The sequence below is a fragment of the Pseudomonas sp. 06C 126 genome, from assembly GCF_001855215.1.
Taxonomy (GTDB): domain Bacteria; phylum Pseudomonadota; class Gammaproteobacteria; order Pseudomonadales; family Pseudomonadaceae; genus Aquipseudomonas; species Aquipseudomonas proteolytica.
The window spans coordinates 34,171-49,378 of sequence record NZ_MIFU01000091.1 but is presented as its reverse complement, the minus strand read 5'-3'; the positions used below and the strand labels follow the sequence as shown (position 1 = coordinate 49,378).

Genomic DNA, 15,208 nt, shown 5'->3' with positions numbered 1-15,208 from the left:
AGGCTCAGGTTCGCCGCAACAACAGCGCCGCCACCGCACACAACGTCAGCGCCACACACGCCAGGTAGAACGCATCGCTGTAAGCCATCAAGAAGGATTGGTGCCGTACGCCCTGGTCCAGCAACCCCAGCACCTGCTGGTGCTGCGGCCATTGTTCCTGCAGCAAACCGCCGCCCGGCAAGCGTTGCTGCAAGGCCGGCTCGAAAATGTTCAGCGATTCACCGATCCGCGCCGAATGCACCTGCTCGCGTACCACCACCAACTGTGCCAGCAAGGCCGTACCCACTGCGCCGCCCAGGTTACGCAACATCGAGAAGACCGCCGAGGCCGAGCCTGACTCGGCCTTGGCCAGCCCATGCACCGCCAGCACCGACAGCGCCACCATGATCAATGGTTGGCCGATGCCGCGCACCACGATCGAGGGGATGATCACGTTACTGGCGCTGTCGGCCGACAAATGCGCGCCCATCCAACAGCCTAGCGCCATGATCGCGAAACCTGAAGCCACGAGGATTTTCGCGCTAAACCACTTCATCAGCCGCGGCAAAAACGGCGCCAGCACCAGCTGCACCATGCCGTAGGCGATCAGGCTGATACCAATTTCGCTGGCGTTGTAGCCCTGCATCTGGGACAGGTAGTTGGGCACCAGGAATACCAGGCCATAGGTGCTGGCACCGAAGATAAACATCGCCACGCTGGCTACGCCAAAGTTGTAGTGCGCCAACAATCGCAGGTTGATAAAGCTTTTGCTGCCCCACAATTGGCGACCGATAAACCCTGCCAGACCGACCACCGCCGCCAGGCTCATCCAGACAATAAAGGCCGAGCCGAACCAATCCTTGCGCCCGCCCTCCTCCAGCACGATCTGCAACGCGCCCAGGCCCAGCACCATGCACGCGATGCCCAGCCAGTCGCCTTGGCGCAGCAACCCAAGGTTCATCGGCTGGCGATCGATGGACCAGGCCACTGCCGCCAACAGCGCGATGCCGGGGAACAGCTGCAGGTAGAAGATCCAGCGCCACGAATAGACATCGGTCAACCAGCCACCAATAGACGGCCCTGCGGCCTGGGCCACGCTGTTGGCCAGGCTGAACAGCGCCATGCCCAGCGGGATCTTGCTGGCGGGCAACTCGGTAATGATCAACTGGAACGACAGCGGAATCAGCACCGCCCCCGCGGCCCCTTGGATCACACGGATGATGATCATCACTGGCAGGTTCGGCGCCATCGAACAGGCCACCGAGGCCACCAGAAATACCCCGGAGCCCCACAGCATTACCCGCCGTAACGAGAACACCTGCACCAGCCATGCGGTGAGCGGGATCATGATGATTTCCGCCACCAGGTAGGCCGTGGAAATCCACGATCCCTCCTCAAACGTGGCGCCCAGGGCCCCTTCGATTTCCGGCAACGCGGCACTGGTGACATGCACGTTCATGCCAGCCATGAAGCAACCGAACAGACCACCGATCACCGCGACCCAGGCGCGAAACGATACCGTCGAAGTGCTGCGCGCATCAGCCGCCATGGGAACTGTCCTGCTGGCGGGCCGGACGCGTATCCACCGTGGCGATCACCGACATTCCCGGCAAGATCGCGGGGCCGTTGACCTCGTCCGCGACCAGGCGGATCTTCACCGGAAAGCGCTGCACGATCTTGGTGAAATTGCCGGTGGCGTTGTCCGGCGGCAACAAGGCGAACACCGCGCCGGAACCGGGGGCGATACTTTCCACCTGGCCGCGCCAGCGCTGGCCGGCAAAACTGTCCACCGCAATATCCACCGATTGCCCCGGCGCCATGTGCTGCAACTGGGTTTCCTTGTAATTGGCGATCACATAGGCCTGCTCCACCGGCACCACTGCCAGCAACGGCAGGCCTGGCATCACATACTGCTGGCGACGGACCTTGCGCTGGCCCACGACCCCGTCGAACGGCGCGCGGATTGCTGTGTCATTCAAGGCATTGCGGGCCAGGGCCAGATTGGCCTGGGCCTCGCCCACCCGGGCCTGGGATTCGGCGATGCGCGCCTGGGCCTGTTGGCGACGCGCCTGCAAGACTTGGCACTGCGCCTGCTGCCGGGCCACTTGGGCACGGGCTTCGTTCACCGCCGCCAGAGCCTTGGCCTGGCCGGCACTGGCGGTTTCCAGGCGCTCACGGGTAGCGATCTGCTGGTCCACCAGATCGCGATAACGCAGGTAGTCCAGGCGCGCACGATGGGCCTCGGCCTCGTTGCTATGCAAGGCCGCCTGGGCCTGGGCGATGCGTTGCTGCTGCTCGGCCAGCCGCGCGTCCAGGGTATGCAGGCTGGACTGGCGCGCCGCCGCTGCTGCCCGGGCTTGCTGCAACTTCGCCTCGGAGCTGCGCAACTGCTCGATAAAATCCCGGTCATCCAACTGCACCAGCACATCACCCGCCTTCACCGGCTGGTTGTCCTCCACCAGCACCTGGGCCACGTAGCCGGCGATGCGCGGGCTGACCGCCACCCAGTCGGCACGGACGTAGGCATCGTCGGTCTCTTCAAGGAACCGCCCCCACTGCCACCAATACCCGGCAAACAGCCCCAGCCCCAGCAGCGTCGCCAGGGAGGCGCCTGTGAGCAGTGCGCGGCGATGGCGTTGCATCAAGCTGGGAGTGGATTGCAGGATGGCGGGTTCAACAGCCTGGTTCATGGCTTGGCTCCAAGGGCAGCAAGGGGTAAGGGTTGAGGTTGATCGTCACGTTGCCAGCCGCCACCCAGAGCCTGGAACAGGTCGATCTGGCGGTTGACCAAGCGCAGGTCTGCCTGGGCCAGGGTGGCCTGCAGGCTGACCAGGCTGCGCTCGCTGTCGAGCAATTGCAGGGCATCAAGGGCACCGGCCCGATAACTGCGGGTGGCCAGTTCAAACGCCTGCTGGCTGTTGTCCAGCGCGGCTTGCAGGGCCTGACGACGCTGCTGTTCGCCCTGGTACAGCGCCAGGGCTTGTTCGACCTGTTTCAAGGCGCTCAGTACCGTGCCGTCGAAACGCGCCTGGGCCTCGCGCGCCTGGGCCTGGCGCTGGCCCACCCGGGCCTGGGCGACGCCGCGGTTGGGAAAGCGCCAGGACAACAACGGCCCCACGGAATACACCAGCGCCTCACTGTCCCCCAACTTGCCCAGGCTGCTCGCCGAAGACTCAAGTGCAGCACCGAACGTCACTCGCGGGTACAACTCGGCGCGTGCGACGCCAATGGCCAGCGTGGCCGCCTGCAATTGGCGCTCGGCACGCCGGATATCGGCACGCCGTTGCACCAGCGCCCAGCCGTCCCCCACGGGCAGCGGCGCCTGCAATTGCGGGGGCTGGGCACAGCTGTTGCGGGCCACGTCCTGGGGCCGCATGCCACTTAGCACCGCCAATTCATACAGTGCGGCCTGATGGCGGGCAGTCAACATGGGCAACGGCGCACGGGTTTCTTCCAGCAGGCCATTGAGGCGCGCCAGGTCCAGAGCGGTGGCCGCACCGGCCTGCTGCAGTTTGCGAGTGACTTCGACACTGCGCTCCAACACCTGCACCGAATGACGCTGCACCTGGCTGCTGAAGGCATAGACGCAAGCCTGGCCATAGGCCCGCGTGGTTTGCGCGGCCACCGTCACCCGCCACTCGTCCTCCAGCGCCCGCGCTGCCTGCGCATCGGCGCGGGCGGCAGCCAGGCGGTAACGCACCTCGCCCCACAGGTCCAGGGTGTAGCTCAGGGAGAATCCGGGAGCATGGCTCCACTCGGCATCGGCATGTTCACCGGTGGCCTGGGCCAGGGTCTGGTCGTCGCGACTACGGCCATAGCCCACGCCGTAGGTCAGCAAGGTCGAGGGCTGGCGCTGGCGGTCGACCTGCTCCAGGCGGGCCAGCAGCGCATCGACGTGCGCGGCGGCGGCCTCAAGGTCTTTGTTGTGGCGCAAGGCCTGCTCGACCAACAGGTCCAGTTGCCGGTCGCGGTAAAGCTGCCACCAGCGCTGGGGCAGCGCCTGGGTTGCCGACCCGCTGGACAATTGCGGTATCGCCTGGGCCGCCAACGGCGCTGCAGGTTCGTCGGGCAGGCCGCTGCATCCGGCCAGCGCGCCCAGCAGAAGCAGCGTCAGGGCCGCCGGGAATCGATTGCTAGTGGGGGGATGAACGACAAGGCTGGGCATCACAAAGCTCGCTGAAGAATGAGCTTTGCAGATTAGGCATGCGCCCTGGCGGATTCGCCCGCGCCAGGGCCATGTATCGTCGCCAAATGGACAATAGGGTTACATGAAGCAACATCAGGCCCCAGGGCGGAAATGACTCGGCGGATACCCCAGCGAACGACGGAACATCGCACTGAACGCGCTGGGGCTTTGATAACCATGCTCCAGCGCTACTTCCAGGATGGAGGCGCCCTGGGCCAGTAACTTCAGGCTCAACGCCAGGCGCGCACGCTTGCGCCATTCGCCAAAGCTCATGCCCAGCTCGCGCTGGAAAATCCGGCTGAGGGTGCGTGCGCTCATGTTCAGGGTGTCGGCCCAGGACTCCAGGCTGCTGTCATCGGCCGGGTTGCGGATGAACCGCGTACACAACCTGGCCAGCCGTGCGTCGCCGGGCACCGGCACGTGCATCGCCACCACCGGCGCGGCCAGCAACTCCATGCGGATCAACTCCACCATCGCCAGCAGGCGCGGGTTGTTGATCTGACCGGCGATCAGCGTGGCGGCCACGATCAGCTCCCGCAACAGCGCGGACACCTCGATCACCTGGCACGTGCGGCCAAGGCTAGGCTCAACCTCGGGCATGAGAAACAAGGTGCGCATGTGCACCTCGCCGGCCATGCGAATTTCGTGGGGCGTCCCGGCAGGCACCCACAACGCGTGCCCGGACGGCACCAGCCAACTGCCCTGGGCCGTACTCACCACCATTACCCCGGTGACGCCGTGAATCAGTTGCGCCTGGGTATGACAATGGGGATGGACCACTTCGTCGTTGCGGTAGTTGTCGGCATAAGCCTCAAGCCAAGGCCGGGGCGCAGTTGTCATGGGCAGCGTCTCACGTCGTTAAGCCAGTGATTCTAACCAAAAGCCCAATGGCGAAAACGATAGATATAGACAGCCATCGTCGCATTTCAGACAAGCCACTGAACTTGTGCCGCGCACCGTCAGTCAGCTCAATGGACTCCCGCAATAAAGGTTGGGTGGACAATGCGCATCTCGTTGGAACAACAAGTGGCCGTGGTCACCGGCGCCAGCTCCGGCATCGGCGCGGGCGCCGCCAGGGCTTTGGCCGCGGCCGGCGCGGCGGTGGTGGTGAACTACAACCGTCAGGCAGAGCCCGCCCAGGCCCTGGCGGCGCAGATCAACCAGAGTGGCGGCCGGGCCCTGGCCATCGGCGCCGATGTGTCCCGGGAGGAAGATGTCGAGCGCCTGTTTGCGCAGACCCTCGACGCCTTCGGTCATCTCGACATTCTGGTGGCCAATTCCGGCCTGCAAAAAGACGCCGCCATCAGCGACATGACCCTTGAGCAGTGGAACACGGTGATCGGCGTCAACCTCACCGGGCAGTTCCTCTGCGCCCGCGCCGCCCTGCGCATTTTCAACCGCCAGGGCGTGCGAGCAGGCGTATCCCGGGCCGCCGGCAAAATCATCCACATGAGCTCGGTGCACCAGTTGATCCCATGGGCCGGCCACGTCAACTACGCCGCGTCCAAAGGCGGCGTCGAGATGTTGATGCGCAGCCTCGCCCAAGAAGTCAGCCACCAACGGATCCGCATCAACGGCATCGCGCCGGGGGCGATCCGCACGGCCATCAACCGCGCCGCCACCGAGGGCGATGCCGAGCAGGCGCTGCTGAAACTGATCCCCTATGGCCGCGTCGGTGACGTCGAAGATGTGGCCAACGCCGTGGTCTGGCTGGCCAGTGATGCCTCCGACTATGTGGTGGGCAGCACCTTGTTTATCGACGGCGGCATGAGCCTCTACCCGGAGTTCAAAGACAATGGTTGATCTGAAAAACGAAGCTCAAAGCGCCATCGATGCCCACGGCATCATCGGCGACATGCGCAGTGCGGCACTGATCAACGACCAGGGCAGCATCGACTTTTTCTGCTGGCCGGAATTCGACAGCCCGTCGATCTTCTGCTCACTGCTGGACTCCCCCGCCGCCGGGATCTTCCAACTGACCCCGGACCTGCCCCAGGCGCGTCGGGAACAGATCTATCTGCCGGAAACCAATGTCCTGCAAACCCGCTGGTTGAGCGATGAAGCGGTGGTGGAAATCACCGACCTGCTGAGCATCAGCGACGACGTCGACGACCTGCCCCTGCTGATCCGCCGTGTGCGCGTGGTGAGCGGCAAGGCCACCCTGCACATGCGCTGCGCAGTGCGCCATGACTATGCCAGGGCACCCACGCGGGCCACGGCCGATAACGCTGATGTGTGCTTCGAGGCAGCGGGCCTGCCTGGCCTGCGCCTGGCCAGCAGCCAGCCTTTGCAGATCGACAATGACGCCGCCGTCGCCTGCTTTACCCTGGACCAGGACCAAGGTGCCGAATTTGTCCTGGGCGGCCTGGACGATGTGCGCGTCGACAGCAGCGGCACCGACCTGTGCCTGCAGCACACCCTGGCGTTCTGGCGCGGCTGGCTGGCCCAGTCCAACTATCGCGGGCGCTGGCGGGAAATGGTCAATCGCTCGGCCCTGGCCCTGAAGCTGCTGACCTCACGCAAACACGGCGCGATCCTCGCTGCGGCCACCTTCGGCCTGCCGGAAGCCCCAGGTGGCGAACGCAACTGGGACTACCGCTACACCTGGATCCGCGACGCCTCGTTCACCGTCTACGCCTTTATGCGCCTGGGTTTTGTCCAGGAAGCCAATGACTACATGCGTTGGTTGCGCGGGCGCGTCAGCGACTGCTGCGGGCAGCCGATGAAAATCAACATCCTGTATGGCATCGACGGCCGCCAGCACCTGCCGGAAACCGAGTTGACCCACCTCAGCGGCCATGGCGGCGCGCAACCGGTGCGCATTGGCAACGAGGCCTTTGACCAGGTGCAACTGGATATTTTCGGCGAACTGATGGACGCGGTGTACCTGGTCAACAAGTACGGCGAAGCCATCTCCCATGAGGGCTGGAAACATACCCTGGAAGTGGTGGACCAGGTGTGCGAGACCTGGAACCAGAAAGACGTCGGCATCTGGGAAATGCGCGGCGAGCAACATCACTTCCTGCACTCGCGCCTGATGTGCTGGGTCGCCCTCGACCGCGCGATCCGCCTGGCCTCCAAGCGTTCGCTGCCGGCACCTTTTGCCCGCTGGGACCAGACCCGCCAGGCGATTTATGAAGATATCTGGAGCAACTTCTGGAACGAGGAGCGCGGGCATTTCGTGCAGCACATCGGCAGCACCGCCCTGGATGGTTCGATGCTGTTGATGCCACTGGTGCGCTTCGTGGCAGCCACCGACCCGCGCTGGTTGTCGACCCTGGAGGCCATCCAGAAAAGCCTGGTGCGCGACGGCATGGTGTACCGCTATCGCAATGACGACAGCCAGATTGATGGTCTGCAAGGCACTGAGGGGGCGTTTACTGCCTGCTCATTCTGGTATGTCGAATGCCTGGCTCGCGCAGGCCAAGTGGAAAAGGCCCACCTGGAATTCGAACAACTGCTGCGCTATGCCAACCCGCTGGGGTTGTATGCCGAGGAATTCGACAGCCAGGCGCGACACCTGGGCAACACGCCACAGGCCCTGAGCCATTTGGCGTTGATCAGCGCGGCGACGTTTCTGGATCGTAAGTTGAGTGGAGAGAAAACGGTGTGGCAGCCTTGATCATCTGGTTTTACAGCGCTGGGCTCACTGGCCGTGGCGAGCGGGCTTGTTGTGGCGAGCGGGCTTGCCCCGCGCTGGGCTGCGAAGCGGCCCCAAAACCTGTTCCGACTGGTATGCAGCCGCCTTCCCTGGCGCAGAACGCCGGGCGCATGACCCGGATGACTTTGGTCATCTGGAACTGGACGGGGTAGCCATTGAGATTGTCAACGCCGACCACAAGGTCGCCAGCGGAGCAGCCGGGTCGGTGGTTTATTGGCGGGTGGCAAACCTGGAGCAGCAGGTGCAGCGCCTGACAGCACTCGGGGCGATGTTGTACCGCGGACCGCTGGCCATCGAGGGCGGGCATTGGATCTGCCAGGTCCGCGACCCATGGGGCAACTGTATCGGCCTACGACAACCAGGCCATTCGACTTGAATAGCTTCCCCACCCTCTACAGCGAACGCCTGCAACTGCGGGAGTTGACCGCCAACCTCCATCCCCAAAACCTGCCGTCACAGGCGTTGCTGGAACGTTTGGGTTTTACTCGCGAAGGTGTGCTGCGCGAGGCCGGATTCTGGGCGGGGTGTTATCAGGACCTGCAGGTATTTTCACTGCGTCACACGAGCATTGAGCTGACTCAAGCCGGCGCCGAAAACCGCTCGCGGTAAACCTGCGGGGTGATCGACAAGGTGCGCAGAAAACTGCGGCGCATGGTCTCTTCGCTGCCAAAACCACATTGCGCGGCGATGCGCTTGATCGCTACGGCGCTGTCGGCCAGTTGCCGGCGTGCGGTTTCCACGCGGATCAGCTCGACTGCTCGCGCTGGAGTCTGCCCGGTCTCGGCACGGTAATGGCGCACGAAGCTGCGTTCGCTCATGCCGCACACCGCCGCCAGGGTCGGGATGTTCAAGTCCAGGTGCAGGTGTTCGGCAATCCACGCGTGCAACTCGCTGAAGCGGCTGCCGCCCTTTTGCAGGGACAGGGTGACGCTGAACTGCGACTGCCCACCGGGGCGCTTGAGAAATACCACCAGGTGCCGCGCCACCTCCAGGGCGACCGCGCGGCCCAGGTCCTCTTCCACCAGGGCCAGGCACAAATCGATACCGGCGGTGACCCCCGCCGAGGTCCAGATCGACCCCTGCTGGATAAAAATCGGATTGGCCTCGACCTGCAGACTGGGGTATTTGCGCGCCAGTTCCTCGCAGCGCGTCCAGTGGGTCGCGACACGGCAGCCGTCCAGCAGGCCGCTGGCAGCCAGCAGGAAGGCGCCGGTACACACCGACGTCACGCGCCGTGAGTGCCGGGCTTTGTCCCGCACCCACTCCACCAGGTCCGGGTCTTCGGCCGCGCCATACACTCCCCAGCCGCCGGCGATCAACAAGGTGTCGCAGGGCGTCTCGGCGCCAGGCAACGGCTCGGCCACCAGGGCCAGGCCGGCAGAGGTCATCACCGGCTCGGCCTGGGCGGCAATCACGTTGACCGCATAGGGCAACGGCAAGCCTTGCTGGCGCGCCAGATCATTGGCTGAGGCAAACACCTGCAAGGGGCCGGTGACGTCGAGCACCTGCACATTGGCAAAGGCGAGTACATGGATGATTTTCGGCATGATTGGCGTGATTCGTGGGCTCAATGGCGTATGCGCCAAAGCCTAGGCCACTAGAGTGAAGCCGTCCATCCTCTTTCCTGGAGTTTCACCATGACCTTGCAGATCGGCTTTGTGTTGTTCCCCGGCATCCAGCAACTGGACCTCACCGGCCCCTACGACGTGCTGGCGTCATTGCCGGATGTGAAGCTGCACCTGATCTGGAAAGACCTGGCGCCACTGACCTCCAGCAGCGGGTTGGTGCTCAGCCCGACCATCACCTACGACGACTGCCCGGTGCTGGATGTGATCTGCGTACCGGGCGGTTCAGGGGTAGGACCGTTGATGGAAGATGAGCCGACCCTGGGCTTTCTGCGCCAGCAATCCCAGACCGCACGCTATGTGACGTCGGTGTGTACCGGCTCGCTGGTATTGGGTGCGGCGGGCTTGCTGCGCGGGCGGCGGGCCACCACGCACTGGGCCTATCACGACATGCTGGCCACCCTGGGCGCGATCCCGGTGCAGGAGCGCGTGGTGCGCGACGGCAACCTGTTTACCGGTGGCGGCATCACGGCGGGGATTGATTTTGCCCTGACCCTGGCCGCCGAGTTGTACGGCGAGGCGGCCGCGCAACTGGTGCAACTGCAACTCGAATATGCGCCGGCCCCGCCCTTCAACGCCGGGCGGCCAGACAGCGCACCACAGCCTGTGCTGGACGAGGCCAACAAGCGCACCGCGCAATCACGCAAGACCCGCGGCGAAATTACCGCACGGGCAGCGGCGCGGCTGGGCTGAAGGCCGAACTAGTGTGGGAGCGGGCTTGCCCGCGATGGCGTCGTGTCAGTCACCGAATGTTTTGGCTGGCCCACCGCTATCGCGGGCAAGCCCGCTCACACAAGGAGATACACCTGCGCGCCATCTACACCGTGCGCGGCATCAACGCCAGGCGCACGGCCAGCACCGTCAACACCGTGGCCAGCCCCCATTTTTGCAGGCCTGCGGTCTTCTCACTGCCAGCAAAAAACCGGCTGATCGCCCCGCCAAAAATACCCAGCACCGCGTGAAACACGCCCGCAATCAACGTCAGGACCAAGCCCAATTGCACCAATTGCAGGGCAATGGGACCGGCCTCAGGCTTGACGAATTGCGGCAGGAACACCATGAAAAACAACAGCGCCTTAGGGTTGAGCAAGCTGTTGAGCATGGCGCGCATAAACACCCCGCCCAGGCGCACCCGCACAACCTGGGCGGTGTCCAGGGACGGCTTTTTCTGCAGGGTCTTGAACGCCAGCCACAGCAGGTAGACCACGCCGGCATAGCGAATCAAATCAAAGGACGGAGGCCAACTGGCCACCAGGGCGGTGACGCCCGTAGCAGTCAACGCGGTCAGCAGCAGGTCCGCCACGCCGATCCCCAGGCCGGCCGCCACCCCACCCCGCCAGCCGTAACTCACGCCATGGCTGATGACAAAGGCCATGTTCGGCCCGGGCGACAGCAACAACAGCAGCACAGAACCAGAGAAAACCGCCAGGGTTGCGAGATCGATCATGCTCAACTCATCCGCCAGGGAAAACCGTAGATTAGTCCTACCTCAGCCGCCGATGCCAGCGAAGGCGATACCGGCCTTGAAGCCATAGCTGTGGGAGCCGGCCCAAGTTTCAGCCCGCGCCCTTCCTATACTGCGTCAAAAAAGGGATTTCCCTCCCCGCAGGAAAATTCCCGTTTTTGTTCCTACACTCCAAAAAGCCATCACTTATTCTCGATAAATCTGAGAACCCCCACAAAACATGTCAACAAACCGTCACAACAAGAGTATCTTATGAAGCTCGACGGCGAGAACCTTGATAAAAGTCAAAACCTTGACGAGCCTATCAAAAGGAGCCATCATTTAGACATTACCGAGCAAAAATACCTGCGAGCAGACAGGTAATTGCGTTTTACCCAGCGAAAGCAGTCGTTCGCATTGCACCACTTATAAAGCAAACCTGCCTTATGGATGAGCATACGAACAGGGAAGTCCTGGTGGTGCATTGAGGGATGATTTATGCGTGAGAAGTCGTCAGTCGACAGCCTGTTTCTGACTCGTACCGGCTTTGTTGAATTCTTCGTGGTTTTCGTCAAATTACTGCACGGCCTGACGGCGGTCCTGCCGGCGATGATCCTGTTGTTCTATCCGGATCCGGTGGACCCGCAAATGCGTAGCCACTACCTTGGCCTGCTGCTGTTCTTTGCGATTCTGACCATCATTCTGTTCCAGGCCCTGGGGGTGTACTCCGAGGATCTGTTCAGCAACCGCCTGCGTTTTCGCGTGATGTTGGTCGCCTGGATTTCCGCGTTTTGCATCCTGCTGTTCATGTACCAGATCCTGCTGCTGTTCCCGCAGTTGAGCCCGCGCAACCTGATGTTCTGGTTCACCCTGAGCCTGATGTTGTTTGGCGTGGAACGCATCCTGATGCTGCGCCTGTATCGCAACCTGATGAAGAACGGCAAGTTCCTGCAACGCACGGTGATCCTCGGTTTTACCGACACCGCCGTGCATGTGGCCGAACACCTGTCGCGCAACAGTGATATCCGTTCAGGCCTGATCGGTTTTATCGACGACCGTACCGAGCGCATCCCCAAGGAATTGAGCAACCTGCCGTTGCTGGGCAACACCCGCGACCTGGAAAAGCTGATCAGGTCCGAACAGGTCAACCAGGTGATGATCACCCTGCCCTGGGCCGCCGAGCAGCGCATCAACGGGCTGGTCAAGCGCCTGCGGCAGATGTCGGTCAACGTCATGCTGGTGCCCGACATGGCGGCCCTGCGCTATGGCCACAACCGCATCACCGATGTCGGCGGCATCCTGATGTTCAACACCTCGCAACTGCCACTGCGCGGCTGGTCACCCTTTATCAAGCGCTGCGAAGACCTGTTGCTGGCCAGTGCCGGGCTGCTGCTGTTTTCCCCGATCATGCTGGTGACGGCCATCGCCATCAAGCTCGATTCCAAGGGCCCGGTGTTGTTTCGCCAGAAGCGTTTTGGCTACAACGACAACCTGATCCGGGTGTTCAAGTTCCGCTCGATGTACGTCGACCAGACTGACCGCAATGCCGAATGCCAGACCACCCGCCTCGACCCGCGCATCACCCGCGTCGGGCGGATTATCCGCAAGACCAGCATCGACGAGCTGCCCCAGCTGTTCAACGTGTTGCTGGGCAACATGTCGATGGTCGGCCCCCGCCCCCATGCCACTGCCACCAAAGCCGCCGGGATTCCTTTCGAGGAAGCCGTGAGCGAGTACAGCTCGCGCCACCGGGTCAAGCCAGGCATCACCGGCTGGGCGCAGATCAATGGCTACCGCGGTGAAACCGACACCCTGTTCAAAATTCAGAAACGGGTCGAATACGACCTGGAATACATCGCCAAATGGTCGGTGTGGTTTGACCTGTACATCGTTTTCATGACGGTCCCGGCCGTCCTTTCCACCAAGGAAGTCTATTGATGAACACCCTCAACGGATTGATTCCCTGCATCATTTCCGGTGGCTCGGGCACGCGGCTGTGGCCGGTTTCGCGGCAGAACATGCCCAAACCGTTCATGCGCATGCGCGACGACCAGAGCCTGCTGCAGAAAACCTTCCTGCGCGCCAGCCACCTGCCGGGGGTCGACAGCGTGCTGACGGTAACCAACCGCGACCTGCTGTTTCGCACCCTCGACGATTACCGCGCGGTCAACACGGCCCAATTGGGCCTGGACCTGTTGCTCGAACCGTTTGGCCGCAATACCGCCGCCGCCATCGCTGTCGCAGCCTTGCATGTGCAAGAGTTTTTCGGCGGCGACGCACAGTTGCTGGTGATGCCGGCCGACCACCTGATCCTTGATGAAAGCGCGTTCGCCCAGGCCGTGGCCCAGGCCCGCGAATTGGCCGAAGCGGGTTACCTGGTGACCTTCGGCATCCAGCCAGACCGCCCCGAAACGGGCTTTGGCTATATCGAACAAGGTTCGGCCCTGGCACAGGGTTTTCGCGTCCAGCGCTTCGTCGAAAAACCCGACCTGGCCACCGCCCAAGGCTACCTGGACGGCGGCAAGCACCTGTGGAATGCCGGGATGTTCTGCTTCAAGGCCGCCACCGTGCTCGACGAGCTGGCGACCCACGCGCCAGCCGTGCTCGACGCCGCCAAAGCCGCGCTGGCGCACAGCACCAGCCTGCAGAACAGCAGCAGCCGCCAGCGCGAACTGAACCCGCAAGGCTTTGGCACCGCGCCAGACATTTCCATCGACGTGGCCCTGATGGAGAAATCCGCCCAGGTCGCCGTGGTGCCCTGTGACATTGGCTGGAGCGATATCGGCTCCTGGGAAGCCGTGCGCCAGTTGACCCCCAGCGACGACAACGGCAACCAGATCAATGGCGAAGCGATCCTGCACGACGTGCACAACTGCTACATCGACTCACCCAAGCGTGTGTTGGGGGCGGTCGGGGTGCGTGACCTGATCATCGTCGACACCCCCGACGCCCTGCTGATTGCCGACGCCAACCGCAGCCAGGACGTGCGCCATATCGTCGCCGAGCTCAAGCGCCAGAACCACCCGGCATTCAGCCTGCACCGCACCGTCACCCGGCCGTGGGGCACCTATACGGTGCTGGAGGAAAGCACCCGTTTCAAAATCAAGCGCATCGTAGTCAAGCCCAAGGGCTCGTTGTCTTTGCAGATGCACCACCACCGCAGCGAACACTGGGTAGTGGTCAGCGGCGCCGCCATGATTACCAATGGTGAGCGCGAGATCCTGCTCAACATGAACGAGTCCACCTACATTCCCGCCGGGCACAAACACCGCCTGACCAACCCCGGCATCATCGATCTGGTAATGATCGAGGTGCAGAGCGGCGAATACCTGGGCGAAGACGACATCGTGCGCTTCGATGATATCTACGGCCGCGCGCCCGGCAGCGAGCCCCAGCCCTGATGCGTACCTCTCTGATCATTCCGACCCGCAATGCCGCCAGCCACCTCGACCGGCTGCTGCCGGCGCTGCGCATGCAAACCGTGCAACCCGACGAAATGCTGGTGGTCGACAGCGCATCGAGCGACGACACAGTGGCGCGCTTTCGCGAGTTCGGCGCCCGTGTCGAAGTGATCGACGCCCGCCACTTCAACCACGGCGGTACGCGGCGCTGGGCCAGCGAACAGGTGGGCGGCGACACCCTGATCGTGATGACCCAGGACGCGATCCCGGCCGAACCCGAGACGTTCGCCAAGCTGCTCGAAGAGCTGCAACTGGACCCGCTCAACGGCGTCGCCTACGGCCGGCAACTCCCGCACCCCGGTGCCGGGGTGCTGGGTGCGCAGTCGCGGCACTTCAATTACCCGGCGCACAGCCGCAGCAAAAGCCTGGCCGATGCGCCGCAGTTGGGGATCAAGACGTGCTTTAGCTCCGACTCGTTTTCCGTGTACCGGCGCAGCGCCCTGCAGGCCGTGGGCGGGTTTCCGGCCGATGTGATCGGCAGCGAGGACGCCTACGTCGCCGCGCGCATGCTGCTGGCAGGCTGGAAGGTGCAGTACGCGGCCAGCGCCCGGGTTTATCACTCCCACGACTACCGACTCATGGATGAGTTTCACCGCTACTTCGACATTGGTGTGTTCTACGGCCGCGAGCCGTGGATTCGCCAAGCGTTCGGCGACGCCGGCGGCGAAGGTAAACGCTATGTACTGGCCGAATTACGTGCCTTGCGCGAGGCCAACGCCTTGCACCGCGCCCCCGAAGTGGTGGTGCGCAGTGCCTTTAAATTGCTGGGCTATCGCCTCGGCCACCTTGAACGCTACCTGCCCAAATCGCTCAAGCAGCGCCTGGGCATGTTTTCCACCTACTGGACTTGAG

Annotated in this window: 14 protein-coding genes; 8 read left to right on the top strand and 6 right to left on the bottom strand. The window is 63.2% G+C overall.

The features are described 5' to 3' along the window. Window positions 1–4: 4 nt before the first annotated feature. The 4 genes from BHC62_RS16915 to BHC62_RS16900 all read right to left on the bottom strand — a co-directional run bounded on the left by BHC62_RS16915 (window position 5) and on the right by BHC62_RS16900 (window position 5,005). Window positions 5–1,528 (bottom strand): MDR family MFS transporter, encoded by a 1,524-nt coding sequence (locus BHC62_RS16915; RefSeq protein ID WP_029293169.1) that lies wholly within the window; start codon window positions 1,526–1,528, stop codon window positions 5–7. Beyond that, a complete protein-coding gene (locus BHC62_RS16910) occupies window positions 1,518–2,669 on the bottom strand; it encodes an HlyD family secretion protein (RefSeq protein ID WP_070995593.1) in 1,152 nt (383 codons plus the stop codon). Before BHC62_RS16910 ends, BHC62_RS16915 begins: the two co-directional genes overlap by 11 nt. Next, complete coding sequence (locus tag BHC62_RS16905) at window positions 2,666–4,144, bottom strand: efflux transporter outer membrane subunit (RefSeq protein ID WP_070995592.1); 1,479 nt, start codon at window positions 4,142–4,144, stop codon at window positions 2,666–2,668. Before BHC62_RS16905 ends, BHC62_RS16910 begins: the two co-directional genes overlap by 4 nt. A gap of 114 nt (window positions 4,145–4,258) precedes the next feature. After that, the gene (locus tag BHC62_RS16900; RefSeq protein WP_070995591.1) at window positions 4,259–5,005 is read right to left on the bottom strand and encodes a helix-turn-helix transcriptional regulator; all 747 of its coding nucleotides are present in this window, start codon (window positions 5,003–5,005) and stop codon (window positions 4,259–4,261) included. Between the two features lie 162 nt (window positions 5,006–5,167). On the opposite strand from BHC62_RS16900, the gene BHC62_RS16895 reads away from it, so the two are divergent. From BHC62_RS16895 to BHC62_RS16880, 4 genes are all read left to right on the top strand, one after another. Beyond that, window positions 5,168–5,968: a glucose 1-dehydrogenase gene (locus tag BHC62_RS16895; protein ID WP_070995590.1), complete on the top strand. Its 801-nt coding sequence runs from the start codon at window positions 5,168–5,170 to the stop codon at window positions 5,966–5,968. Further along, complete coding sequence (locus tag BHC62_RS16890; RefSeq protein ID WP_070995589.1) at window positions 5,961–7,787, top strand: glycoside hydrolase family 15 protein; 1,827 nt, start codon at window positions 5,961–5,963, stop codon at window positions 7,785–7,787. Before BHC62_RS16895 ends, BHC62_RS16890 begins: the two co-directional genes overlap by 8 nt. 64 nt (window positions 7,788–7,851) lie before the next feature. Continuing rightward, a complete protein-coding gene (locus BHC62_RS16885) occupies window positions 7,852–8,202 on the top strand; it encodes a VOC family protein (protein ID WP_143007546.1) in 351 nt (116 codons plus the stop codon). Further along, complete coding sequence (locus tag BHC62_RS16880; protein ID WP_070995587.1) at window positions 8,199–8,435, top strand: GNAT family N-acetyltransferase; 237 nt, start codon at window positions 8,199–8,201, stop codon at window positions 8,433–8,435. Before BHC62_RS16885 ends, BHC62_RS16880 begins: the two co-directional genes overlap by 4 nt. Here the strand turns inward: BHC62_RS16880 and BHC62_RS16875 are convergent. After that, complete coding sequence (locus tag BHC62_RS16875; protein WP_070995586.1) at window positions 8,405–9,373, bottom strand: GlxA family transcriptional regulator; 969 nt, start codon at window positions 9,371–9,373, stop codon at window positions 8,405–8,407. The genes BHC62_RS16880 and BHC62_RS16875 overlap by 31 nt on opposite strands. A gap of 90 nt (window positions 9,374–9,463) precedes the next feature. On the opposite strand from BHC62_RS16875, the gene inhA reads away from it, so the two are divergent. After that, window positions 9,464–10,144 (top strand): isonitrile hydratase, encoded by a 681-nt coding sequence (gene inhA, locus BHC62_RS16870; RefSeq protein WP_070995585.1) that lies wholly within the window; start codon window positions 9,464–9,466, stop codon window positions 10,142–10,144. A gap of 124 nt (window positions 10,145–10,268) precedes the next feature. Here the strand turns inward: inhA and BHC62_RS16865 are convergent, their stop codons facing one another. Next, the gene (locus BHC62_RS16865; RefSeq protein WP_029293185.1) at window positions 10,269–10,898 is read right to left on the bottom strand and encodes a LysE family translocator; all 630 of its coding nucleotides are present in this window, start codon (window positions 10,896–10,898) and stop codon (window positions 10,269–10,271) included. Window positions 10,899–11,393: 495 nt separating this feature from the next. On the opposite strand from BHC62_RS16865, the gene BHC62_RS16860 reads away from it, so the two are divergent. Genes BHC62_RS16860 through BHC62_RS16850 form a run of 3 tightly spaced genes read left to right on the top strand, consistent with a single transcriptional unit; the run spans window position 11,394 to window position 15,207 of the window. Then, complete coding sequence (locus BHC62_RS16860; protein ID WP_029293193.1) at window positions 11,394–12,833, top strand: undecaprenyl-phosphate glucose phosphotransferase; 1,440 nt, start codon at window positions 11,394–11,396, stop codon at window positions 12,831–12,833. Further along, on the top strand, window positions 12,833–14,296 hold the full coding sequence (locus BHC62_RS16855; protein WP_029293195.1) for a mannose-1-phosphate guanylyltransferase/mannose-6-phosphate isomerase: 1,464 nt from the start codon (window positions 12,833–12,835) through the stop codon (window positions 14,294–14,296). Before BHC62_RS16860 ends, BHC62_RS16855 begins: the two co-directional genes overlap by 1 nt. Further along, on the top strand, window positions 14,296–15,207 hold the full coding sequence (locus BHC62_RS16850) for a glycosyltransferase family 2 protein (protein ID WP_070995584.1): 912 nt from the start codon (window positions 14,296–14,298) through the stop codon (window positions 15,205–15,207). The genes BHC62_RS16855 and BHC62_RS16850 overlap by 1 nt, the downstream gene beginning before the upstream one ends. Window position 15,208: the final 1 nt, after the last annotated feature.

Bases quoted from the DNA above. Each gene is read 5' to 3' on its own strand.
- BHC62_RS16915 (WP_029293169.1), bottom strand. From the start codon at position 1,528: ATGGCGGCTGATGCGCGCAGCACTTCGACGGTATCGTTTCGCGCCTGG.
- BHC62_RS16860 (WP_029293193.1), top strand. From the start codon at position 11,394: ATGCGTGAGAAGTCGTCAGTCGACAGCCTGTTTCTGACTCGTACCGGC.
- BHC62_RS16890 (WP_070995589.1), top strand. From the start codon at position 5,961: ATGGTTGATCTGAAAAACGAAGCTCAAAGCGCCATCGATGCCCACGGC.
- BHC62_RS16900 (WP_070995591.1), bottom strand. From the start codon at position 5,005: ATGACAACTGCGCCCCGGCCTTGGCTTGAGGCTTATGCCGACAACTAC.
- BHC62_RS16865 (WP_029293185.1), bottom strand. From the start codon at position 10,898: ATGATCGATCTCGCAACCCTGGCGGTTTTCTCTGGTTCTGTGCTGCTG.
- BHC62_RS16875 (WP_070995586.1), bottom strand. From the start codon at position 9,373: ATGCCGAAAATCATCCATGTACTCGCCTTTGCCAATGTGCAGGTGCTC.
- BHC62_RS16905 (WP_070995592.1), bottom strand. From the start codon at position 4,144: ATGCCCAGCCTTGTCGTTCATCCCCCCACTAGCAATCGATTCCCGGCG.
- BHC62_RS16855 (WP_029293195.1), top strand. From the start codon at position 12,833: ATGAACACCCTCAACGGATTGATTCCCTGCATCATTTCCGGTGGCTCG.
- BHC62_RS16850 (WP_070995584.1), top strand. From the start codon at position 14,296: ATGCGTACCTCTCTGATCATTCCGACCCGCAATGCCGCCAGCCACCTC.
- BHC62_RS16895 (WP_070995590.1), top strand. From the start codon at position 5,168: ATGCGCATCTCGTTGGAACAACAAGTGGCCGTGGTCACCGGCGCCAGC.
- BHC62_RS16910 (WP_070995593.1), bottom strand. From the start codon at position 2,669: ATGAACCAGGCTGTTGAACCCGCCATCCTGCAATCCACTCCCAGCTTG.
- inhA (WP_070995585.1), top strand. From the start codon at position 9,464: ATGACCTTGCAGATCGGCTTTGTGTTGTTCCCCGGCATCCAGCAACTG.